Source organism: Cellulomonas composti, assembly GCF_007990245.1.
GTDB lineage: Bacteria > Actinomycetota > Actinomycetes > Actinomycetales > Cellulomonadaceae > Cellulomonas > Cellulomonas composti.
On record NZ_BJWG01000010.1, the window covers coordinates 75,969 to 98,809 of the forward strand.

Below are 22,841 nucleotides of genomic sequence, written 5' to 3' on the forward strand. Positions count from 1 at the left end.
AGGGTAGTTCACCGCAGCACGCGGAGGTGATGCACGTCACCCGCGAGCACGGTGTGCGCGCGCTCGTCGTCGTCGACCACGACCAGTGCGCCGTGCTCGTCGAGCCGCTCGGCGCGTCCCTCGAGCGCGCGCCCGTCGGGCAGGTCGACCCGCACCCGCGTCCCGAGGGTCGCGACGACCGCCGCCACCTCGTCGGCCAGCCCCGAACCGACGACGTCGCCCCCGGACTCGCGCCAGCGCCGCGTGAGGTCGTCGAGGGCGGAGACGAGCGCGACCAGCACCGTCACGCGCTCGAGGTGGCGACCCCCGGCCAGCACGAGCGAGCCGGCGCTCGGCACGGGCAGCTCCGCGGGCTGCTGCAGCACGTTGAGCCCGATCCCGACGACGACCGCGGGTGGCCCGGCCGGCAGCGGCACCAACTCGGCGAGGACGCCGGCCACCTTGCGCGCGCCGTCCCAGCCCGGCACGGTCCAGCCGTCCACGGGCGTGTCCGCCGGGGCGAGCACGTCGTTCGGCCACTTGAGCACGGCCGCGACCCCCGCGGTCGCGCGTACCGCTGTCACCGCACCGAGCCCGGCGAGCAGCGGCAACCAGCCGAGCAGATCACCCCCGACCTGTGGGCGGACCACGAACGAGCAGGTCAGCGACGTTCCGGGCGGACTCTCCCAGCTCCGTCCCGACCGGCCGAGCCCGGCGTCCTGGTGGTCGGCGACGAGCAGGCTGCCACTGGGCCACGCATCCGGTTCCGCCCGCAGCGCGTCGACCAGGTCGCGGTTCGTCGACCCGGTCCGGGCGACGACCTCGACGCGCGGCAGCGGCCCGTCCGGCTGCTGCAGCAGCGCGCGCACCTGCGCGGGGTCGAGCGGCTCGCGTGGGTCGTGCAGGGCGTGTCCCGCCGGCTGTCCCGCCATGGCCCCATCCTGACGGAGGACGACCCCGCGCGACGACCGGGACGCCTCGTTCGTCGGAACCCCTCGCCCTGCACGGGTGGGGTTGTGGGGTTTCGACGAGGAGGCGCGCGCAAACCCGTCCGCCGCCTGCACGCCTGCGGAGGTCGACGACAACTAGCCTCGGTCGGGTGACCCAGACCGACGTGCCCGCCACCCCCGACGCCGGCGCCGACCCCGCAGCCGGCGCCACGCCCACCGTGCGGACCACCACGGGCCGCCTCGCGGACCTCGCCGCCCGCACGCAGGCCGCGGCGGACGCCGAGGCCGTGGCGACGGACAAGCAGCACGCGCGCGGCAAGAAGACCGCCCGCGAGCGCATCGAGTCGCTGCTCGACCCGGGCTCGTTCACCGAGCTCGACGCGCTCGTGCGGCACCGCTCCACGAACTTCGGGCTCGACGCCAAGCGCATCCCCGGTGACGGCGTCGTGACGGGGCACGGCACGCTCGACGGCCGGCCGGTCGCGATCTACGCGCAGGACTTCACCGTGTTCGGCGGCAGCCTGGGCGAGGTGCACGGCCAGAAGATCACCAAGGTGATGGACCTCGCGCTGCGCACGGGCGTGCCGCTGATCGGCATCAGCGACGGCGGCGGCGCCCGCATCCAGGAGGGGGTCGCGGGCCTGACGCAGTTCGCGGAGATCTTCCGTCGCAACGTCGCCGCGTCGGGCGTCATCCCGCAGATCAGCCTCATCCTGGGCCCGAGCGCGGGCGGCGCGGTGTACTCCCCCGCGCTGACGGACTTCATCGTCATGGCCGACGGCACGTCGAACATGTTCATCACCGGACCGGACGTCATCCGGGCCGTGACCGGCGAGGATGTCGGCTTCGAGGAGCTCGGCGGCGCGCACACGCACAACACGCGCTCCGGCGTCGCGCACTACATGGCGTCCGACGAGGACGACGCGCTCGACTACGTGCGCTCGCTGCTGTCCTACCTGCCGCAGAACAACCTCACGGACCCGCCGACGTTCGGGCACGAGAGCGACCTCGAGCCGACCGACGACGACCTCGCGCTCGACACGCTCGTACCCGACTCGGACTCGCAGCCCTACGACATGCGCACGGTCGTCGAGGCCGTGCTCGACGACGGCGTGCTGCTCGAGGTGCAGCCGCTGTACGCGGGCAACGTCGTGGTCGGCTTCGGGCACGTCGAGGGCCACCCGGTCGGCGTGATCGCCAACCAGCCGCAGCAGATGGCGGGCACGCTCGACATCAACGCCGCCGAGAAGGCCGCGCGGTTCGTCCGCACGTGCGACGCGTTCAACCTCCCGGTGCTGACGTTCGTCGACGTGCCGGGCTTCCTGCCGGGCACCGACCAGGAGTGGAACGGCATCATCCGGCGCGGCGCCAAGCTCATCTACGCGTACGCCGAGGCAACCGTCCCTCTGGTCACCGTCATCACGCGCAAGGCGTACGGCGGCGCCTACATCGTCATGGGCTCCAAGCAGCTCGGCGCCGACGTCAACCTCGCGTGGCCCACCGCGCAGATCGCCGTCATGGGCGCAGGCGGCGCGGTCAACATCCTGCAGCGCGGCGCGCTCAAGAAGGTCGCCGACGCGGGCGGGGACGTCGAGGCCGAGCGCCGTCGGCTCACCGCCGAGTACGAGGAGGCCATCGTCAACCCGTGGGACGCGGCCGACCGCGGCTACGTCGACGCCGTCATCCAGCCGTCCGCCACCCGCGCGGAGATCACCAAGGCGCTGCGTCTGCTGCGCACCAAGCGCGCCACCCTGCCGCCCAAGAAGCACGGCAACATCCCGCTGTGAGGACCCGATGACCCACGACCACACCCACGACGACGAGCACGGCGAGCACGGCGAGGACGCGCACGACGCGGCGACGCACTCCGACCGGCCGCTGACCGGCGTCGACCTCACCCCGCTGCACGCCGCGGTCGACGAGCTCGCGGCGACGCTGCGCACCTACGTCGAGACCGCCGTCGGCGTGCGTGCGGAGTTCGGCGCGCACGAGTCCGACGAGGACCCACGCATCCTGTCGCTCGAGGCGCACGTCGGCACGCTCAACGCCGCGCTCTACGACGCGCTGCACACCCATCTGGGCATGCACGCGGACCTCACGGGCATGACGTGGGGCGGCGAGGAGCACGACGACGACGGCGCGGACGAGCCGTCGCAGGTCGACAGCTTCCACCTCGGCGTCGTCGTGGGGCTGACCCCGGCCGCCGCGGACCGCACGCTCGACTCCGCACTGGACGTGCTCGAGGCCGCCGGCGCCGACGTCGCGCAGTCGCTCGTCGAGGCGGGTTTCGTCGTGACCGAGTGGGGTGTCGCACGCGGCTCCGCGGTCGAGTTCGACTGGGACGGCCACGAGGAGGACGAGTCGTGAGCGACGACGCGCACGTCCAGGTGGTGCGCGGTGCGCCCGACGACGTCGAGCTCGCCGCGCTCGTCGCAGGCCTGATCGCCACGGCCGGTGCCCCGTCCGACGAGGACGCGCCCGTACCCGCGGCATGGACGGACCGCCCGCGACGCCTCGGAGCGACGCACCTGCCCGCGCCGACGACGTGGCGCTGGAGCCTGCACCCCTGAGCCGCGGGCTCAGCCCTCGCCGCTGCCCGACCCGTCGCTGCTGCCCGACCCGAACGAGAACCCGCCGACGTTCGCGCCGACGAGGCGACCCCCCGGCTCCTCGGCGTCCCACGACGACGTCATCCGCAGCGCCCAGGCCTCGTAGTCGCCCTCGGGCAGGGGTTGGCCGTCGCAGCCGACCGCGTCGGCGAAGAGCTGGCCGCCGAGTCCGACGGCGGGCAGGTCGTACCACTCGGCCGAGCGGCCGGCGTTGGGCGACGTCGCGGAGTCCATCACGACCGTCCCGGACTCGTCGGTCAGCAGGAGGCGCACACCGTCCATCGCCCCGGCGTCGGACTCGTCGCCGCGCGCCGTGACCTCGGTGCGCAGCCAGAGCGTGTCGGTGCCGGCGCCCGACTCGAACTCCGTGTCCTCGCCGACCGTCCCGAGCTGGATCTCGCCCTCGATCGCGAGCTCGTGGTCCACGCCGGTCACGACGTCGTCGATGTCGCGCCCGCACACCGTCGGGACCTGGCCGTCGGCCACGCGCACCGGGGTGCCACCGCCGACGATCTGACCGGCGCCGTCCTGCAGCACCGCCCACACCTCGTAGTCGCCGTCCAGCGGAGCCTGGTCGGAGCAGGACTCGAGCCCGATGCCCGACCACAGGTACAACGGCTTCTGGCTGCCGAGCTCGACCTGCGCGAGCGCGCCCGGGTCGACCTCGGCCGTGGCCACCACGATGCCGTCGTCGTCGGTGAGCACGACGCTCGCGCCGCCGAACGACATCACGACGGGGTCCTCGAAGGACGAGCCGACGACGACGGCCACGTCCAGCGTCGAGGAGTCGATGCCGACCGTGCTGGTGGCGGCCGGGACCACGGCGACGCGCACCGGGCCGTCGACCGTGCTCGCCGTGGCGTCGAGGTCGGCCAGCCGACCGCCGCACGAGCCCGCTTCGGCCGCGGGGTCGGACGCGATGCCCGCTTCGTCCGCCGCCTGGTTCTGCAGCGACGGCACGTGGACCGCCGCGAAGGCGATCGCGCCGACCGCACCGACCCCCGCGGCGGAGCGGACGCCGGTGCGCACGGCGCGCCGCCGTCGCACGCGTCCGACGAGCCCTCCGGTGGCCGGGACGTCGACCGGCGCGTGCCGCGCCGTCTCGCTGAGCAGATCGCGCAGGTCCCTCATGACTGCCCCCTCGTGGCTGTGACGTCGTGCAGGTCGTCGTCGACGGGTGCCCGCAGCGGCCCGAGGGCCACCTCGAGCGCACGCGTCCCGTCGCTCAGGTACCGCTTCACCGCGCCGACCGACAGGCCCAGCTGCTCGGCGACGTCCGCGATCGGCAGGTCGTCGTAGAAACGCAGCACCACGCATGCGCGCACCCGCGGTGCGAGCGTGCGCAGGGCCTCGGTCACCGCGTCCCGGTCGGAGACCGCGGACTCGGGTCCGTCGTGCTGCTCGTCGCGAAGCAGCAGGTGACGCACGCTGCGGAACCGCACCGCTCGACGGTGGCCGTCGAGGAACGTGGTGAGGATCGCGCGGCGCACGTACGCCTCGGCCGCGCGCTCGTCGCGCACCTGGGCGCGGCGGACGAACGTCGCGACGATCGCGTCCTGCACGAGGTCCTCGGCTGCGGCCGTGTCCCCCGTGAGCAGGTACGCATGGCGGACGAGCGCCGGGCCCCGGTCGCGCACGAGAGCGTCGAGCGTGCGCTCCCAGTCGGCCATGACTCCCCGTCCTTGGTCCAGGCGTGGCGCCCCCTGCGCGCCACGCTGTCATGAAGACGCACGGGACGCCCAAAAGGTTGGGGTGGGTCGCTCGGCTACTGCTCGGTAGCGTCCGCGGGTAGGGTCGATCGGGTGACCACGCGTGAACCCACGGCGCTGGACGCCGTCGCCGAGAAGCACCTGCAGGCCTTCGCCGCCCTCGACCCGATCACCGCCACGAGCATCGGCCTGTCGGGCTACGACCACCTCATGACGGACCTGTCCCCGGTAGGCCACCAGGCGCGCCAGGACCTGTCGGCCGCGACGCTGCGGGCGCTCGACGAGGTGCCCGTCGTCGACGAGGTCGACACCCTGACGGCCGCCGCGATGCGCGAGCGCCTCGGGCTCGAGCTCGAGCTGTTCGAGGCGGGCGAGCACCTGCGCGACCTGAACAACATCGCCTCGCCCGTGCAGGGCCTGCGCGACGTGTTCGACATCATGGCGACGGGCGACGTCGAGGCGTGGGAGAACATCGCCGCGCGCCTCGTCGCGCTCCCGGACTCCGTCGAGGGGTACATCGAGTCGCTGCGCGCGGGTGCCGCACGCGGCCTGGTGCCCGCGGTCCGGCAGGTCGTCGAGGGCGCGAACCAGGCCGCCGACCTCGCCGGCGACGAGTCGTTCTTCACCGCCTTCGTGCACAGCGAGGCCACCGCGGCGCTCGACGACTCCGCGGCGTGCCAGCGCGTGCGCGCCGAGCTGGAGCGCGGCGCCGCCGACGCCCGCGCGGCGTACGGGCGCCTCACCGAGTTCCTGCGCGACGAGCTCGCGCCGCAGGCCCCCGCGCAGGACGCCGCGGGCCGCGACCGCTACGCGCTGTACTCGCGGGCGTTCCTCGGCGCGACGATCGACCTCGAGGAGACCTACGCCTGGGGCGTCGAGGAGCTCGCGCGCGTCGTCGCGGAGCAGGAGTCCGTCGCCGCCAAGATCGCCGGCCCGGGCGCGAGCGTCGAGGACGCGGTCGCGGCGCTCGACGCCGACCCGTCACGCACGCTCACCGGTACCGACGCGCTGCGGCGCTGGATGCAGGAGACCTCGGACTCCGCCATCGCCGCGCTGCACGGCACCCACTTCGACATCCCCGAGCCGCTGCACACGCTCGAGTGCCGCATCGCCCCCACCCAGAACGGCGGCATCTACTACACCGGCCCGTCCGACGACTTCACGCGCCCCGGGCGCATGTGGTGGTCCGTGCCGCCGGACGTCACGACGTTCAACACGTGGCGCGAGCGGACCACCGTCTACCACGAGGGCGTCCCCGGCCATCACCTGCAGGTGGGCCAGGCCGTGTTCGCGCGCGACACCCTCAACTCCTGGCGGCGGCTGGCCTGCTGGACGTCGGGCCACGGCGAGGGCTGGGCCCTGTACGCCGAGCGCCTCATGGCCGACCTGGGCTTCCTCGACGACCCGGGCGACCGCCTCGGCATGCTCGACGGCCAGCGGATGCGCGCTGCCCGCGTCGTCTTCGACATCGGCGTGCACCTCGGCCTGCCCGCACCCGAGCAGTGGGGCGGCGGCACCTGGGACGCGGACAAGGCGTTCGAGTTCCTCAAGGCCAACGTCAACATGCCCGAGTCGTTCGTGCGGTTCGAGTGGATGCGCTACCTGGGCTGGCCCGGGCAGGCACCGTCCTACAAGGTCGGTCAGCGCCTGTGGGAGCAGACCCGCGACGCCGCACGCGACGCCGCCGGCGCCGACTTCGACCTGCGCGCGTTCCACGCCAAGGCGCTCAACCTCGGTTCGCTCCCCCTGGACGTCCTCAAGCTCGCCTTCTGACCCCAGCCCGACGCGCGGAACACCCCGTCGGTGGCGGTGGCAGTGCCGTCAGGGTGCCCACAGCGCATCGACCGGTACGACGTGCAGCCTGTCGTCGTAGGTGTAGCTGCGCTCGCCGAGGTAGAGGACGACGCCGGCCACGAAGGCGTCCTTCGTTGCCTCACGCAGCTTGCGCAGCCCACGGAAGTCGTCACCGGGTACTCGCGAGGCGGCCTTGATCTCGAAGGCGACCAGTGCGCCGTCGTCGCGTTCGATGACGAGGTCGACCTCGTCGTCGTCGTGAGTTCTCCAGTGACCGCTCACCGCGACGTCATCGAGCCAGGACGCCTGCTTGAGCAGCTCGCCGACGACGAACGTCTCGAGCAGGTGCCCGAGCTCGGTCAGCGCCGCTGGTGTGCGCTCGGCGAGCTTGGCCGGTGTCAGTCGGGCCAACCGCGCGGCGACGCCCGAGTCGAGCACGTGGATCTTCGGCGCCGCGGACGACCGAGCCGTCAAGGTCTTGCCCCAGGCCGGCAGCCGGTACACGAGGAACACCGCCTCCATGAGCCTGATGTACGACTCCGCGGTCACCCGGTCCAGGCCGACCGCCGCTCCGACGCTCGTGACGTTCAGGACCTGCGCAGTGCGTCCTGCGAGCCTGCCGAGCAGCAGCGGCAGCATCGCACCCTGGCGCAGGTGGCTCAGGTCGCGGACATCACGCTCGAGCGTGAGGCGGACGTAGTCGTCGAACCACCGGTTGCGCGCCGGGGCCGCTCGTCGGAACGCGGTCGGGAAGCCGCCCGCGACGATCCGCTCGATGTAGTCCGCGCGCGTCGTCCGCGAGGTCTTCGCCGTGACGGGCACGTCTCCGGCGAGCACGTCGGCCAGGAAGTGCTCGTGAACCCCGGCGATCTCCCCCTGGGAAAGGGGCATCACCGGGATGCGGTGAAGCCGACCTGTGAGCGCCTGGGCGACCGAGGGTAGCGCCGAGTGCCTGGTGGATCCCGTGAGGACGAAGCGCCCGGGGCTTCCGTCTCGGTTCAGCTCAGCCTTGATGGCGTCGAGGACCAGCGGCGCGTGCTGGTACTCGTCGACGCACACCGGCGCTCGTCCCGAGACGAAGAGCGCGGGATCCGCCGCCGCGGCGGCACGGGTGGCCAGGTCGTCCAGATCGAGCACGTCGACGTCATGGACCCGGGCCACCTCACGCAGCAGCGTCGACTTCCCGACCGCGCGCGGTCCCTCCAGGAGGATCACCTGCTCATCGTCGATCCGGGAGCTGACCAGAGCCTCAACTCTTCGGGTGAGCAGGCTCGCTACCTGTGGCGACACCATCCGACCCTAGCACGAGCCTGCGATTTCGAGGGGTCTGAGTCATCGAATTCGAGCAGGTTGAACCAACGATCTCGAGGTTCTTGCGTCAGCGATCTCGAGGGTGCTGTCGGGCGACGGCAGGGACCCTCAGAAGAGGGTGTAGCCGTACTTGAGCATCACCATGGCGAGCAGCACGAGCAGCAGTGCGGCGGTGATGAACCAGTCGTTGCCCTCCTGCACGAACCGTCGGCCCCAGGGACCCGCACGGCCCGGCAACGAGATGTTGCGTTCACGGATGTTGATGCGCGTCAGGCCGGCCCACACCAGCGTCGTCGTGATCGTGATGAGCAGGCACCACGGGCACAGCGCGCCGATCCAGAAGTACGCGACGACGAACAGCCACCACGCGAACAGGAAACCGAGCGTGTAGACCACCTGGGCGGCGCGCATGTACCAGCGAGGGAAGACGACCCCGCCGAGCAGCGCGACCGCGACGGTCAGCACCACCGACTCGGCGGCGATGCCCAGGAAGGCGTTGGGGAAGCCGAACAGCGTCGCGGCCCAGTGCTTGGCGACCGTCCCGCAGTTGATGACCGCGTTCCAGTTGCAGCTCAGCGCCGCGTTCTTGTCCCCGGCCAGCGTGAGCGCCTCGATCGAGAGCACGAACGACGCGTACAGCCCGATCAGGCCGGAGATCACCATCTCGATCGACGTGCGCCGTCGCCACGCCGGGCTCGGCGGTTCGAGCAGGTCGACGTCCTCGACGCCGTCGAACCCGTCGAGCTCGTCGTCCTCCAGCGCATCGCCGAGGTCGTCGAGGTCGTCCCTCTCGTCGAGGTCGTCGTGCGGCACGTGCCCTCCTCGCCCCGCGCGCCCGGCGGCGCGTCCGCCGCCATTGTGCACCGGCGACGGCGCGCGGGTGGGCATCGTTCGTCCCGGTTAGGCTCACGGCTCGTGACCCGCCTGCTGCTCGCCTCCGCCTCACCCGCCCGACGAGCGACGCTGCGGGCCGCCGGCATCGAGCCGATCGTCGTGACCTCGTCGGTCGACGAGGACGCGGCGCTCGCCGCGGCCCACGAGCGCTACGGGTCGCTCGAGCCTGCCGACGCCGTGCTCGTGCTCGCGCAGGCCAAGGCGCACGACGTGGCCGCGCGGCTGCCGCAGGAGCTCGCCGATGCGACGGACCTCGTCGTGCTGGGCTGCGACTCGATGCTCGAGCTCGACGGCGAGGTGCTCGGCAAGCCGGCCGACGCGGCGGACGCGGTGCAACGGTGGCGCGCGATGCGCGGGCGCAGCGGCGTGCTGCACACCGGGCACTGGCTGGTGGACCTGCGCGAGCCCGACGAGACCGACGCACCCGTCGCGGCCCGCCCGGGGACCCTCGGCGCGGCGCGGGGCGGCGTGCTGGGCGCGACGAGCTCGACGACGGTGTGGTTCGCGGACGTCACCGACGACGAGATCGACGCGTACGTCGCGACCGGCGAGCCGCTCGCGGTCGCCGGGGCGTTCACCGTCGACGGGCTCGGCGGCCCGTTCGTCGAGCGGATCGAGGGCGACCACCACGGGGTCGTCGGGCTCAGCCTGCCGCTGCTGCGCACGCTGCTGGCCGACATCGACGTCCCGCTGCCTTCGCTGTGGAGCGTGTGAGCCCCACCGGGCCCGTCGGCGTCGTCGTGCGGTTCCTACAAAGCCGGACCGGACGACCTGGGCGCTCCCCCAATCTTGCCGACGGACGCGCGCGACGCACGAACGGCGCTTGCGGCGGGCGTTACGGTGAGCCGTGCCCTCCGCTACGACCGCGCCCCCGACGCACCCCGCGCGGCCGCTGACCAAGGTCCTGATCGCCAACCGCGGCGAGATCGCCGTGCGCATCGCGCGTGCGTGCCGCGACGCGGGCGTCGCGTCCGTCGCGGTCTACGCCGACCAGGACCGCGAGGCGCTGCACGTGCGGCTCGCCGACGAGGCGTTCGCGCTCGACGGCGCGCGGGCCGCGGACACCTACCTCGACGTCGCCAAGCTGCTCGACGTCGCGGCCCGCTCCGGCGCCGACGCGGTCCACCCCGGATACGGCTTCCTGTCCGAGAACGCGCAGTTCGCGCGCGCCGTGACCGCCGCCGGGCTGACGTGGATCGGCCCGCCGCCCGCGGCGATCGAGGCCCTCGGGGACAAGGTCAGCGCGCGGCACATCGCGCAGCGCGCGGGCGCTCCGCTCGTGGCCGGCACGCCCGACCCGGTCGGCGGTGCCGCCGAGGTCCACGCATTCGTCGCCGAGCACGGCCTGCCGGTCGCGATCAAGGCCGCGTTCGGCGGTGGTGGCCGCGGCCTGAAGGTCGCGCGCACGTCCGACGAGATCGACGAGCTGTACGAGTCGGCGGTGCGCGAGGCCGTGGCCGCGTTCGGCCGCGGCGAGTGCTTCGTCGAGCGCTACCTCGACAAGCCACGGCACGTGGAGACGCAGTGCCTCGCCGACGAGCAGGGCACGGTCGTCGTCGTCAGCACGCGCGACTGCTCGCTGCAGCGGCGCCACCAGAAGCTCGTCGAGGAGGCGCCGGCGCCGTTCCTCACGGACGCGCAGCGCACGCAGATCGTCGAGTCCAGCAAGGCGATCCTGCGCGAGGCGCACTACGTCGGCGCGGGCACGTGCGAGTTCCTGGTCGGCGCGGACGGCACGGTCAGCTTCCTCGAAGTGAACACGCGCCTGCAGGTGGAGCACCCCGTCACCGAGGAGATCAGCGGCATCGACCTGGTGCGCGAGCAGCTGCGGATCGCCGCGGGCGAACCGCTCGGCTACGACGAGGTCGTCACGCGCGGGCACTCGCTCGAGTTCCGGATCAACGGCGAGGACCCTGCGGCGGGCTTCCTGCCCGCGCCCGGCCGGATCAGCACGCTGAGGTTCCCGTCGGGTCCCGGCGTGCGCGTCGACTCGGGGGTCGTCGAGGGCGACACCGTCTCCGGCGCGTTCGACTCGATGATCGCCAAGCTGATCGTCACGGGCGCGACGCGTTCGCAGGCGATCGAGCGCGCCCGGCGCGCGCTCGCCGAGCTCGAGGTGGTCGGCATCCCGACCGTCGTCCCGTTCCACCGCGCCGTGCTCGACGACGACGCGTTCGCCCCCGCCGACGCGCAGACGCCCTTCCGGGTGCACACCCGCTGGATCGAGACCGAGTTCGCCGAGCGGCTCGCGGGCCTCGCGGCGGCCCCATCCGCACCCGCGCCCGAGCAGGAGGAGGCGCCGGTCCTCGAGCGCGTCGTCGTCGAGGTCGGCGGCAAGCGGCTCGAGGTCGTGCTTCCGGCGGCGCTCGCGCTCGGCCGCGCGGCCGGCGCGCGCCCCGGTTCCGGACCGCGTCGACCGGTACGTCGCGCCGGTCCCGCCCGCGCCGCGAGCAACGGGACCACGCTTGCCTCCCCGATGCAGGGCACGATCGTCAAGGTCGCGGTCGAGGACGGTGCGCAGGTGGCCGAGGGTGACCTCGTCGTCGTGCTCGAGGCGATGAAGATGGAGCAGCCGCTCGTCGCGCACCGCGCGGGAACCGTGACGGCGTTGACCGCGGCGGTCGGCTCGAGCGTGAGCTCGGGCACCGCGATCTGCGAGATCGTCGACTGATCGCCGGCGGAGGGCCCGCTGACATGGGGTTTCCACGCCGCGCATCCGCTCCCGGGGACGGCTGGGTCGACTGCGGGTGCGGCGACCGGCACTGGGGGCTGTGCGGCGCGGCCGGCCTGCTGCTCGTTCGTCGGGACCGTACCGGCGTCCCAGTGGCCGTCCTGCTGCAGCACCGCGCGACGTGGAGCCATCATGGCGGCACCTGGGGCATCCCGGGCGGCGCTCGCCATCCGGACGAGGACGCCTTCACCGCCGCGCTGCGCGAGGCCGGCGAGGAGGCGGGCGTCGACGCGGCGGCCGTGCGCGTGCGCGGCGAGCACGTCCTGACGCACCCGGACTGGTCCTACACGACCGTGCTGGCCGACGAGGTCGCCCCCGTGGCCCCGCATGTGACCGACCCCGAGTCGATCGCGCTGGCCTGGGTCCCGGTCGACGAGGTCGCCGCCTACCCGCTCCTGCCGGCGTTCGCGGACGCGTGGCCCGTGCTGCGCGCCGCGTTCGGCTCGTGAGCGGCATCACACGCGCGGGCGCGGACGGGGACTGCCGCATCGGGTCGACGGGGAGTATCGTCGCGCACCGGATGAGGCAAGGCTTGCCTCACGGACGGGCCGCGGCGAGGGCGACCCCCGGCTGAGGGACCGCCATGATCGCGAACTACCTCATCGGCCTGCGTGAGGGCCTCGAGGCCGCGCTCGTCGTGAGCATCCTCGTCGCGTACCTCGTCAAGACGGGTCGGCGCGACCTGCTGCCCGCCCTGTGGTCCGGGGTCGTGATCGCGATCGGGATCTCGCTCGCGTTCGGGGCGCTGCTGACGTTCGGGCCGAAGGGGCTGTCCTTCGAGGCCCAGGAGGCGATCGGCGGCACGCTGTCGATCGTCGCGGTGGGCCTGATCACGTGGATGATCTTCTGGATGGCCAAGACGGCCCGGCACCTCAAGTCCGACCTGCAGCACAAGCTCGACGACGCGGTGGCCGCCGGTCGCGGCGCCGTGATCGTCATGGCGCTGCTCGCCGTGGGGCGCGAGGGTCTCGAGACCGCCCTGTTCCTGTGGGCGGGCGCCCAGAGCACCGGGCAGGGCTGGGCGCCGCTGGTCGGCGCGCTGCTCGGCATCCTCACCGCGGTCCTGATCGCGTGGTTGATGTACCGCGGCGCGGTGCGCCTGAACCTGCGCGTCTTCTTCGCGTGGACCGGGCTGTTCCTCATCTTCGTCGCCGCGGGCGTGCTGTCCTACGGCGTGCACGACCTGCAGGAGGCGGGCATCCTGCCCGGCCTCGAGCGCCTCGCGTTCGACGTCTCCGCCACGGTCCCGCCGAGCAGCTGGTACGGCACGCTGCTCAAGGGGATCTTCAACTTCACGCCCGCGACGACGTGGCTCCAGCTCGTCGCGTGGGTGGCCTACGTCGTGCCCGTGCTCACGATCTACATCGTCACCACCTGGGGCGGCCGGACGGCCGCCCCGAAGCCGGCCACACCGGCCGTCCCCGTCGCCGCTGGTTCCTGACCCGCGCGGCACGCTACGTCCCGAGGAGACCCATGTCCCGCTCCACCACCCTGGGCGCGCTCACGCTCGCCGCGCTCGTGCTGCCGCTGGCCGCCGGCTGCGTCGACAACGCCTCGTCCGACGACGCCGAGGCGCTCACGGTCAGCTCGACGGCCGACGCGTGCACGGTGTCCGCCGCGACCGCGCCGAGCGGCACGATCACGTTCTCCGTGACCAACGACGGCGACGACGTGACCGAGTTCTACCTGCTCGGCGACGACAAGCTGCGCGTGGTCTCCGAGGTGGAGAACATCGGCCCCGGCATCACGCGCGACCTCGTCGTGCAGGCCCGTCCCGGCACGTACTACACCGCGTGCAAGCCCGGCATGGTGGGCGACGGCATCCAGGCGCAGTTCACCGTGACCGACTCGGGCGAGGAGGTCGGCCCGACGGGCGACAAGGCCGAGCAGCTCGCCGCCGCCGAGAAGCAGTACGTCGCGTACACCAAGGACCAGGTCGGCGCGCTCATCGCGGGCACGCAGGAGTTCGCGGACGCGTACAAGGCGGGCGACGACGACACCGCTCGCGAGCTGTACGCGACCACGCGCGCCCACTGGGAGCGCATCGAGCCCGTCGCCGAGTCCTTCGGCGACCTCGACCCGCTGACCGACGCGCGCGAGGCCGACCTCGAGGACGGCGAGGCCTGGAGCGGCTGGCACTACATCGAGAAGGACCTCTGGCAGCCGGCCCCCGCCGACAACGGCGGCGAGGAGTACGTCCCGCTGACCGACGCCGAGCGCCAGCAGGCGGCCGACGACCTCGTCGCGTACACGCAGCAGCTCGTCGACGAGGTCAACGCGGACGACTTCACGTTCGAGGCCTTCCAGATCTCCAACGGCGCCAAGGAGCTGCTCGACGAGGTCGCGACCGGAAAGGTCACCGGCGAGGAGGAGATCTGGTCGCACACCGACCTGTGGGACTTCCAGGCCAACGTCGACGGTGCCCGCGTCGGCTACGAGGTGCTCCAGGACGTCGTCCAGCAGGAGGACCCCGACCTGTCGGCCCAGCTCGACGAGCAGTTCACGGCGCTCGACGCGCTGCTTGCGCAGTACGGCTCGATCGACGAGGGCTTCACGTACTACGACGACCTGACCGACCAGCAGGTCAAGGAGCTCGCGGCTGCGGTCGACGCACTCTCCGAGCCCCTCTCGCAGCTCACCGCGGTCGTCACCGCCTCCTAGGAAGGTCCGGCGTGTCCGCCCCCACGGACCCCAGCAGCACCCCGCCCGACGAGGCGGCCCCGGACCCGGGGCCGCCCGCCGGCGTGTCTCGGCGCGCCCTGTTCGGCGGGGTCGCGGCCGCGGCCGTCGCCGGGACCGCAGTGGGTCTCGGTGCCGGCTACGGGATCGGCCGGGCCACCGCGCCGACGACGAGCTCCGCCGCCGGGACGTTCGCGTTCACCGGCGCCCACCAGGCCGGGATCGTCACCCCGGCGCAGGACCGGCTCTACCTCGCGGCGTTCGACGTCACCGCCAAGGACCGCGACGACCTCGTCGCGCTGCTGCAGCGCTGGACGACCGTGGCCGCCCGGCTCACGCAGGGCCTGTCGGCCGGCCCGTACGGCCCCGCGTCCGGACCCTACGACGCCCCACCCGACGACACCGGCGAGGCGGCCGACCTGCCGCCCGCGGGTCTGACGATCACGTTCGGGTTCGGCCGCACGCTGTTCCGCACCGCGGCCGGCGTCGACCGGTTCGGGCTCGCCGACCGGCTCCCCGCGGGGCTGATCGAGCTGCCGCACTTCCCGGCCGACAACCTCGACCCCGCGCGCAGCGATGGCGACCTCGTCGTGCAGGCGTGCGCGGACGACCCGCAGGTCGCCGTCCACGCGATCCGCAACCTGTCGCGCACCGCGTTCGGCGCCGCGACGATCCGCTGGACCCAGCTCGGGTTCGGCCGCACGTCCTCGACGTCGACCGCGCAGCGCACGCCGCGCAACCTGTTCGGGTTCAAGGACGGCACCGCGAACATCAAGGCCGAGGACGCCACCGCGGTCGACGAGCACGTCTGGGTCCCGGCGTCGGCCGCGGTCGACGACCCGGCCTCCGCGTGGCTCGTCGGCGGCAGCTACCTCGTCGCGCGGCGCATCCGGATGCGGATCGAGACGTGGGACCGCACGTCGCTGCGCGAACAGGAGAACCTCGTCGGGCGGACCAAGGCCGAGGGCGCGCCGCTGTCCGGCGGCGCCGAGTTCACCGAGCCCGACTTCGACGTGGCGGGTCGCGGCGGAGCGCCGCTCATCCCGCTCGACAGCCACGTCCGCCTCGCCCACCCGGACCAGAACGCGGGCGTCCAGATGCTGCGTCGCGGGTACAACTTCACCGACGGGAACGACGCGCTCGGCCGCCTCGACGCCGGGCTGTTCTTCCTCGCGTTCGTCCAGGACCCGCGCACGCACTACGTCCCGATGCAGAACACCCTCTCGCGCGACGACGGGCTCATGGAGTACCTCGAGCACACCGGTTCGGGCCTGTTCGCGGTGCCGCCCGGGATCCCCGACGGCAGCCTCGTCGTCGGGCGGGACGGCACGCCGATCACGACCGACGCAAGCCCGTTCGTCGGACAGAAGCTCTTCACGGCCTGACGCCGCGTCAGGTCAGCGTGACCAGGGTGCGCACGTCGTCGTCGGGCAGGACGTCGACGACCGCGCCCACGACCAGCTCCTCGAGCCTCGCGCGACCGTCGTAGACCGACAGGAACGCGGTGTCCGACGCGTCACGGCCGGTCGCGATGCGCACGAGCGACGAACGCGGCGCGAGCGTCGTCGCATCGACCACGTGCCAGGCGCCGTCCGTCCACGCCTCCGCGACCGCGTGGAAGTCCATCGGGTCCAGTCCGGGCGCATACACCGCGACGAGCCGCGCCGGCACGTCGAGCGCACGCAGCAGCGCGACGACGAGGTGCGCGAAGTCCCGGCACACGCCCTGCCGCGCGAGCAGCGAACGCACCGCACCGTCGGTCGGCAGGCTCGAGCCCGGCACGTACGCGAGGCGCGTCCCGACCCACGACGAGACGCCGGTGAGCAGGTCGACCCCGGCCAGCCCCCGGAACTCGGCGCGCGCGGTCGGGCCCAGCGAGTCCGACTCGCAGTAGCGGCTGGGCCGCAGACAGCGCAGCCGCTCCGCCTCGTCCGCGGCGGGCAGCTGGGCCCGGCCGTCGACCCGCGCCCGGTAGTCCACGACGAGCGCCCCGGGCCGGGCGTCGAGCACGTGCAGTCGCGTGCCGTGCTCGTCGGGCACCTCGCGCGGCTGCACGGGCGCACCGTCCAGCGTGACGACGAGCGCCTCGTCGAGCGCGTGCCCCGCGGCGACCGCGACGGCGAGCACCAGGGTCGCCGACGACTCGACGGTCAGGGTCAGGTGGGCGGAGACGTCGCGCTGCATGGTGCCGATCGTGGCGGTCCCAGGCGGATCCGGCACCCCGGCGCGTAGCCTTCCCGCGTGAGCCCAGTCACGCCGGAGCCCGGCCGCCCGACGAGCCCGCCCGACGACGGGACCCCGACGAGGGTGTGGCTGGTGGCCACGCTGACCGTCGCGGCGCTCGAGCTGATCCGCGCGAGCGGGCCGCTGCTCGACCATGCGTTCGCCACCGGTGTGGTCACCGCAGGCATCACCGCCGTCGCGACCTACGCGGGTGCAGGCCTCGTCGCCGCCCTGCTCGTGCTCGCGACCGGTGCCCGCACGGGCAACCCCGGCGGGCGCACGGTGCTCGCCGGCGCCGTCGTGGCGGCCGTCCTGCGCCTGGTGCTGCAGGGGCTCGACGGTGAGGCGTTGTACTGGACCGGGCTCGTCGCCGTGGCCTGGGTGGTCGGCGTTCTGGTGCTCGCGGTCGCATTCGTCGCGGGTCGGGCCGGTGGGCCCCGGCAGGCCGCGCTCGGCCTCGTGCTCGGGTGCGCGCTGTCCGTCGGGCTGCAGCTCGTGCTCGGCACGTGGGACGCGCTGTGGCGCTCGTCATGGGTGGGCTGGCTGGTCGCGGCGCTGATCGCCCTCGCGCCCCTGATCAGCGTGCGCGTCGCGAACCCTGCGTGGGGCGCGGGCGCGCCGCCGACCTGCCGGCCGCGGCGGTTGTGGGCCGTCGGACCGTTCCTCGCGCTCGCCGCGATGATGCTCGCGAACCCCGCGTTCGTCGCGTCGCAGTCCGGCGTGGCGCTCGGCTGGGCCGGGCTCGCGCTCGCGGCGGGCGCGATCGTCGGCGGTTGGTTGCTGGTGCGGCCGGACCGGTGGAGCAGCCTCGTCCGCGTCTGCGTGGCCGTGCTCGTCGTGGCGGGGGTCGCGGTGGCGATCGGGGTCAGCGGCCCCGCCGCGCTCGTCGCCGTCGTCGTGCTCGTCGCCGTCGTCGGGATCGCGCTCGTCGGCGTGCTGAGCGTGCGGCGTCCCGCGCCGCTGGGCTGGTGGCGGCCGGCCGGAGCCGCGGCACTCGTCGGGCTCGGCGTCGTCGGACCGCTGCTGCTCTACATGCTCGACTACGACGTCCCGCTGCCCGTCGACAACGCGATCGTGCCCGTGCTCGCCGCGCTCACGGTCGCGATCACGAGCCTGCACCACCGTGCGCCCACGCCCCCGGAGGGCGCGACCGATCCCGACGGCCGCCAGCCCGCCCGGGTCCGCGCGACACGGTTCCTGCTGGCGCCGGTGGGTGTGCTCGCGCTCGTCGGGTTCGCGATGTCCACGACGAGCGCGACCGGCGCGGACGTCCCCGCCGCGTCCCGCGGCGACGACCTCACGGTGATGACCTGGAACCTGCACTACGGCGTCGCACCGGGCGTCGGCGTGGACCTCGACGAGATCGCGGCGACCATCGAGGCCGCCGACCCGGACGTGGTGCTGCTGCAGGAGGTCGAGCGCGGCTGGGTGTTCGGCGGCGGCACCGACATGGCGACCTGGCTCGCTGCCCGGCTCGACATGACGTTCGAGTTCGCGCCCGCCGCGGACCACCAGTTCGGCAACGCCGTGCTCGCGCGGTCCGGGCTCACGGAGGTCGCGGTGCATCCGCTGCCCTACGGTGCCGGGCCACAGAGCCGCTCCGCGCTCTCGGCGACGATCACGACCGCGTCCGGCGACACCGCGCGCGTCACGTCCGTGCACCTGCAGCACCGTGAGGAGAACACCCCGACGCGGCTCGACCAGCTCGAGACCCTGCTCGCCGACGAGCCGGTCACCGGCCCGTCGGTGCTCGGCGGCGACCTCAACGCCGAACCCGGCTGGCCCGAGATCCAGCTCCTCGAGGGCGCCGGCTGGGTCAGCGCCGTGGACGCCGTGGGCGACCCGGACGCGCTCACGTCACCCGCCGACGAGCCCGCCTACCGGATCGACTGGATCTTCGGCCAGCAGGTCACGTTCACCGACGCGCACGTCGTCACCGGCGTGCAGGCGTCCGACCACCTCCCGGTCCTCACCCACCTCACCCTCCCCTAACCCCCGGTCTCCCCCCGCCCCCGCCGCCCCCCGGACCGCCCCACCACCGACGGACACCTCGAGCACCCGCGGACCGCGCCAGCGCACGGTCCGGCGCCGCTCCGGCTGTCCGCAGCCGCGCCGACTGTCCGCAGACGCACGGACCGTCGGCGGCAGGAGCGGTCGACGGCAGGAGCGGCCGGCGGCGCGCCCCGGCTCCCCGCGCCCCCGGCCGTCCCCGCGCGTCTGCGGACCGGCCCAGCGTCTGCGGACACCTCGCGCGTCTGCGGACACCTCGCGCGTCTGCGGACGGTGCCGTTGCGGGGTCCGTCGATGTTCCAGCGGTCCGCAGTCGCGGAACCGCCCCAGCCGCGACGCGCCGACCCCAGCTGCGCCCTCACCCCCGTCTGCGGACACCTCACGCGTCTGCGGACACCTCGCGCGTCTGCGGACCGGCCTAGCGTCTGCGGACACCTCGCGCGTCTGCGGACCGGCCCAGCGTCTGCGGACACCTCGCGCGTCTGCGGACCGGCCCGGCGTCTGCGGACACCTCGCGCGTCTGCGGACGGTGCCGTCGCGGGGTCCGTCGATGCTCCGGGGGTCCGCAGTCGCGCGAGCGGTCCGTGGATGAAGTTCGGGGGCTGTGGATGGGCGACGATGCGGCGCGCGCGAGTGCGTCAAGGTGCGGGGATGAGTTCGCGAGCCGCACTCGATCCCGCTCTCGCCGCGGCGCTCGCCGCCGTGCCCGACGGTGTGCTGTCGACGCAGGTGCTGCAGCGGCTGGGGCTCGGGTCACGGGACGTGCGACGCGCCATGCGCGCAGGCCTGCTCACGAGGGTCCGCCCCGACGCGTACGTGCGAGCGTCGGTGTGGAAGGACGCCCATCTCGGAGACCAGCACCTCCTGCTGGTCCGCCGCCGGTGCACGGCTGAGCGAGCCGGTGTTCTCGCACGAGTCGGCCGCCGCACTGTGGAACCTGCCGGTCCTTCCGCAGATGGTCGGTGGCGTCGAACCGGCCCCCGTCGCGCACGTCGTCGAGCCCTGGCGTGGCGGTGGCTCATCGACGGCCTCGTTGCGGGTCCACTCGAGCACCACGGCGCCGAACGTCGTCGAGCGTGACGGCCGGTGCCTCACCTCGCTCGCCGACACGGTGCTGGCACTGGCCCGTGATCGGTCGTGGGTGGCCGGCGTCGCGGCAGCGGACGCGGCACTGCGCAAGCGCACCGTCACGCGGGAGGAGCTGTTCGAGCGGCTCGCTGACTTCCGTGGCGCGTCGGGTGTCCGCAAGGCGAGCCGGGTGATCGCCTTCGCCGATCCGCGAGCGGCGTCCGCGGGAGAGTCGGTGAGCCGGGCGCGGATGCACGAGCTCGGTCTCGCACCGCCCGAGCTTCAGAAGCAGTTCGACGACGCGACCGGGCCGATCGGTCTCGTCGACTTCTGGTGGTCGAAGCAGCGACTGGTGGGCGAGTTCGACGGGCGCATGAAGTACCGCGTCGGTGGCATCGTCGACTATCGCGCGGTCGAGCAGCGAGTCTGGGAAGAGAAGCGCCGCGAGGACCGCCTGCGCGCGACGGGCGTGCTCGTCACCAGGTGGACCTGGGCAGAGGCGATGGACCTCCAGCGATTCCTCGCCCACCTCACCGCGGCCGGCGTCCCCCGACTCTGACCCACCCCACCCTCCCGCCGACCGCTCCTCCCGCCCACCAGCACTGCCGCTGACCGCCGCTGCCGCTGACGGCCGCTGCCGCTGACCGCTCCCGGGGAGCGTCGTCGACAGGTGCGGGGGTGAGGTCGCTGCTGGGGTCGGCGCGTCGCGACTGGGACGGTTCCGCGACTACGGACCCCCGGAGCGTCGACGGACCCCGCGACGGCGCCGTCCGCAGACGCGTGAGGTGTCCGCAGACGCGCGGGGAGAGCCGGGGGCTGGGGTCGGGGCGCGGGGAGCCGGGGGCGGGGGGAGCTGGGGCGCGGGAAGCATGGTGCGGGGTGACGCTGCTGGGGTCGGCGCGTCGCGGCTGGGGCGGTTGCGCGACTGCGGACCGCTGGAGCATCGACGGACCCCGCGACGGCACCGTCCGCAGACGCGTGAGGTGTCCGCAGACGCTGGGCCGGTCCGCAGACGCGCGAGGTGTCCGCAGACGCTGGGCCGGTCCGCAGACGCGCGGGGAGAGCCGGGGGCTGGGGTCGGGGCGCGGGGAGCCGGGGGCGGGGGGAGCCGGGGCGCGGGGAGCATGGTGCGGGGTGAGGGCGCAGCTGGGGTCGGCGCGTCGCGGCTGGGGCGGTTCCGCGACTGCGGACCGCTGGAGCATCGACGGACCCCGCGACGGCACCGTCCGCAGACGCGCGAGGTGTCCGCAGACGCTAGGCCGGTCCACAGACGCGCGAGGTGTCCGCGGACGCTGGGTCGGTCCGCAGACGCGCGGGGAGAGTTGGGGGCGTGCGCCGGGAGCCGGAGTCGCGGAGTGCGGGTCGCGGAGTGCGGGGCGCGGCCGGAGGCGAGGGCGGGAGGCCGGGGCTAGTCGGTGGTGCGTTGGTGGAGCATGCGGGCCACCTCGGCGATGGTTCCGGACATCGACGGGTAGACCGTGCTCGCCTCGGCGACCTGGTCGACGGTCATCCGGTGGGCGATCGCGAGCGTGAGCGGGAACACCGACTCGCTCGCACGCGGTCCGACGAGCACCGCCCCGAGCACCGTGCCGGAGCCCTGCTGCGCGAAGATCTTCACGAACCCCTCGCGCACACCCAGCATCTTGGCGCGCGCGTTGCGCGCGATCGGGAGTGACGAGACGACGTACCGCACGCCCTCCTGCTGCAGGCGCGCCTCGGAGTAGCCGACCGTGGCGATCTCGGGCGCGGTGAAGATGTTCGCGGACACGCCGCGCAGCGACAGCGGCGTCACGGCGTCGCCCAGCGCGTGCGACATCGCGATCCGGCCCTGCGTCGCGGCGACGGACGCGAGCGGCAGCACGCCGGTCACGTCGCCGGCGGCGTACACGCCGCGCGCCGTGGTGCGCGAGACCTTGTCGACCTCGATGTGCCCGGACGGCGTGAGCCGGACGCCGGCGTCCTCGAGCCCGAGGCCGTGCGTCGTCGGAATCGAGCCGACCGCGAACAGCACGTGCGACCCCTCGACCTCACGACCGTCGACGAGCGTGACGACGACGCCGTCGGCCGTGCGTCGCGCACCGGCCGCTCGGGAGCGGGACAGGACGCTCATGCCGCGCGCACGGAAGACGTCCTCGATCAGCGCGGCCGCGTCGGCGTCCTCACCGGGCAGCACGCGGTCGCGCGACGACACGAGCGTCACGCGCGCACCGAGCGACGTGTACGCGCCCGCGAACTCGGCACCCGTCACACCGGACCCGACGACGACGAGGTGCTCGGGCAGCGCCGTCAGCTCGTAGAGCTGCATCCACGTGAAGATCCGCTCGCCGTCGGGCCGGGCCTCCGCCAGCTCCCGCGGGCGGGCGCCCGTGGCGACCAGGACGACGTCCGCGTCGAGCCGCTCGTCGGGGATGCCCGAGGGGGCCTCGACGACCACGACCGACGGACCGTCGAGCCGCCCGCGGCCCTGCACGACGCGCACGCCCTCGCGCTCGAGGCGCGCCCGGATGTCCGCGGACTGCGCGGCCGCGAGCGCCTTGACCCGCGTGTTCACCGCGGCGATGTCGATGTGGTGGCGGGTGTCCCCGCCGCTCGTCGCGGACCGGATGCCGAGCTCGGATGCACGGTCCGCGATCGTCATCCACTCGGCGGTCGCGATGAGCGTCTTGGAGGGGACGACGTCCGTGAGCACCGCGGCCCCGCCGACGCCGTGCTGCTCGACGACCGTGACGTCCGCACCAAGACGGCGCGCCACCAGGGCTGCCTCGTACCCGCCGGGACCGCCCCCGACGACGACGACGCGGGTGGCTGACGGGTCCGGCGCCAGGATGCCTGTGCTCACGGGTGCATTCTGCCGTCCGACGAGCCCTGCGGCCGCCCGGGCGTC

General features: G+C 73.8%; 19 protein-coding genes. 12 read left to right on the top strand and 7 right to left on the bottom strand.

The features are described 5' to 3' along the window. Positions 1–8: 8 nt before the first annotated feature. Entirely contained in the window at positions 9–911 is a 903-nt protein-coding gene (locus CCO02nite_RS11450; RefSeq protein WP_146843279.1) for a biotin--[acetyl-CoA-carboxylase] ligase, read from the bottom strand. A gap of 167 nt (positions 912–1,078) precedes the next feature. Here CCO02nite_RS11450 and CCO02nite_RS11455 point away from each other — a divergent pair, with 167 nt between their 5' ends. From CCO02nite_RS11455 to CCO02nite_RS11465, 3 genes are read left to right on the top strand one after another with little or no spacing between them, the layout of a single operon-like run. Then, entirely contained in the window at positions 1,079–2,716 is a 1,638-nt protein-coding gene (locus CCO02nite_RS11455; RefSeq protein WP_371862506.1) for an acyl-CoA carboxylase subunit beta, read from the top strand. A gap of 7 nt (positions 2,717–2,723) precedes the next feature. Further along, positions 2,724–3,296 carry a hypothetical protein gene (locus CCO02nite_RS11460; RefSeq protein WP_146843280.1) on the top strand — a complete coding sequence of 191 codons (573 nt, stop codon included), beginning with the start codon at positions 2,724–2,726 and terminating at the stop codon, positions 3,294–3,296. Further along, positions 3,293–3,499, top strand: coding sequence for an acyl-CoA carboxylase subunit epsilon (locus CCO02nite_RS11465; protein ID WP_146843281.1), 207 nt, complete (start codon positions 3,293–3,295; stop codon positions 3,497–3,499). The genes CCO02nite_RS11460 and CCO02nite_RS11465 overlap by 4 nt, the downstream gene beginning before the upstream one ends. 9 nt (positions 3,500–3,508) lie before the next feature. Here the strand turns inward: CCO02nite_RS11465 and CCO02nite_RS11470 are convergent, their stop codons facing one another. Then, complete coding sequence (locus tag CCO02nite_RS11470; protein ID WP_146843282.1) at positions 3,509–4,669, bottom strand: hypothetical protein; 1,161 nt, start codon at positions 4,667–4,669, stop codon at positions 3,509–3,511. After that, on the bottom strand, positions 4,666–5,208 hold the full coding sequence (locus CCO02nite_RS11475) for a SigE family RNA polymerase sigma factor (protein ID WP_146843283.1): 543 nt from the start codon (positions 5,206–5,208) through the stop codon (positions 4,666–4,668). Before CCO02nite_RS11475 ends, CCO02nite_RS11470 begins: the two co-directional genes overlap by 4 nt. Before the next feature lie 132 nt (positions 5,209–5,340). On the opposite strand from CCO02nite_RS11475, the gene CCO02nite_RS11480 reads away from it, so the two are divergent. Further along, positions 5,341–7,020 (top strand): DUF885 domain-containing protein, encoded by a 1,680-nt coding sequence (locus CCO02nite_RS11480; protein ID WP_146843284.1) that lies wholly within the window; start codon positions 5,341–5,343, stop codon positions 7,018–7,020. 48 nt (positions 7,021–7,068) lie between these two features. Here the strand turns inward: CCO02nite_RS11480 and CCO02nite_RS11485 are convergent, their stop codons facing one another. Together CCO02nite_RS11485 and CCO02nite_RS11490 are read right to left on the bottom strand one after the other, a co-directional pair. Next, on the bottom strand, positions 7,069–8,256 hold the full coding sequence (locus CCO02nite_RS11485) for an ATP-binding protein (RefSeq protein WP_246117508.1): 1,188 nt from the start codon (positions 8,254–8,256) through the stop codon (positions 7,069–7,071). Between the two features lie 204 nt (positions 8,257–8,460). Then, on the bottom strand, positions 8,461–9,165 hold the full coding sequence (locus CCO02nite_RS11490; protein WP_246117509.1) for a vitamin K epoxide reductase family protein: 705 nt from the start codon (positions 9,163–9,165) through the stop codon (positions 8,461–8,463). 102 nt (positions 9,166–9,267) lie between these two features. Here CCO02nite_RS11490 and CCO02nite_RS11495 point away from each other — a divergent pair, with 102 nt between their 5' ends. The 6 genes from CCO02nite_RS11495 to efeB all read left to right on the top strand — a co-directional run bounded on the left by CCO02nite_RS11495 (position 9,268) and on the right by efeB (position 16,041). Further along, on the top strand, positions 9,268–9,960 hold the full coding sequence (locus CCO02nite_RS11495; protein WP_146843287.1) for a Maf family protein: 693 nt from the start codon (positions 9,268–9,270) through the stop codon (positions 9,958–9,960). A 133-nt stretch (positions 9,961–10,093) separates the two neighbouring features. Next, positions 10,094–11,917 (top strand): acetyl/propionyl/methylcrotonyl-CoA carboxylase subunit alpha, encoded by a 1,824-nt coding sequence (locus CCO02nite_RS11500; protein ID WP_246117510.1) that lies wholly within the window; start codon positions 10,094–10,096, stop codon positions 11,915–11,917. Positions 11,918–11,940: 23 nt separating this feature from the next. Next, the gene (locus CCO02nite_RS11505; RefSeq protein ID WP_146843288.1) at positions 11,941–12,426 is read left to right on the top strand and encodes an NUDIX hydrolase; all 486 of its coding nucleotides are present in this window, start codon (positions 11,941–11,943) and stop codon (positions 12,424–12,426) included. Between the two features lie 134 nt (positions 12,427–12,560). Next, positions 12,561–13,418: an iron uptake transporter permease EfeU gene (gene efeU, locus CCO02nite_RS11510; protein ID WP_146843289.1), complete on the top strand. Its 858-nt coding sequence runs from the start codon at positions 12,561–12,563 to the stop codon at positions 13,416–13,418. A gap of 32 nt (positions 13,419–13,450) precedes the next feature. Further along, positions 13,451–14,638, top strand: coding sequence for an iron uptake system protein EfeO (gene efeO / locus CCO02nite_RS11515; protein ID WP_146843290.1), 1,188 nt, complete (start codon positions 13,451–13,453; stop codon positions 14,636–14,638). A gap of 11 nt (positions 14,639–14,649) precedes the next feature. Further along, complete coding sequence (gene efeB / locus CCO02nite_RS11520; protein WP_371862507.1) at positions 14,650–16,041, top strand: iron uptake transporter deferrochelatase/peroxidase subunit; 1,392 nt, start codon at positions 14,650–14,652, stop codon at positions 16,039–16,041. A gap of 7 nt (positions 16,042–16,048) precedes the next feature. On the opposite strand, the gene CCO02nite_RS11525 is transcribed toward efeB, so the two are convergent. Continuing rightward, entirely contained in the window at positions 16,049–16,840 is a 792-nt protein-coding gene (locus tag CCO02nite_RS11525; RefSeq protein WP_146843291.1) for a transglutaminase-like domain-containing protein, read from the bottom strand. A gap of 57 nt (positions 16,841–16,897) precedes the next feature. On the opposite strand from CCO02nite_RS11525, the gene CCO02nite_RS11530 reads away from it, so the two are divergent. Both CCO02nite_RS11530 and CCO02nite_RS11535 read left to right on the top strand, forming a co-directional pair. Beyond that, the gene (locus CCO02nite_RS11530; protein WP_146843292.1) at positions 16,898–18,871 is read left to right on the top strand and encodes an endonuclease/exonuclease/phosphatase family protein; all 1,974 of its coding nucleotides are present in this window, start codon (positions 16,898–16,900) and stop codon (positions 18,869–18,871) included. A 919-nt stretch (positions 18,872–19,790) separates the two neighbouring features. Beyond that, the gene (locus CCO02nite_RS11535; protein WP_146843293.1) at positions 19,791–20,516 is read left to right on the top strand and encodes a hypothetical protein; all 726 of its coding nucleotides are present in this window, start codon (positions 19,791–19,793) and stop codon (positions 20,514–20,516) included. Positions 20,517–21,365: 849 nt separating this feature from the next. Here CCO02nite_RS11535 and CCO02nite_RS11540 read toward each other — a convergent pair. Beyond that, positions 21,366–22,796, bottom strand: coding sequence for an NAD(P)H-quinone dehydrogenase (locus CCO02nite_RS11540; protein WP_146843294.1), 1,431 nt, complete (start codon positions 22,794–22,796; stop codon positions 21,366–21,368). Positions 22,797–22,841 lie beyond the last annotated feature (45 nt).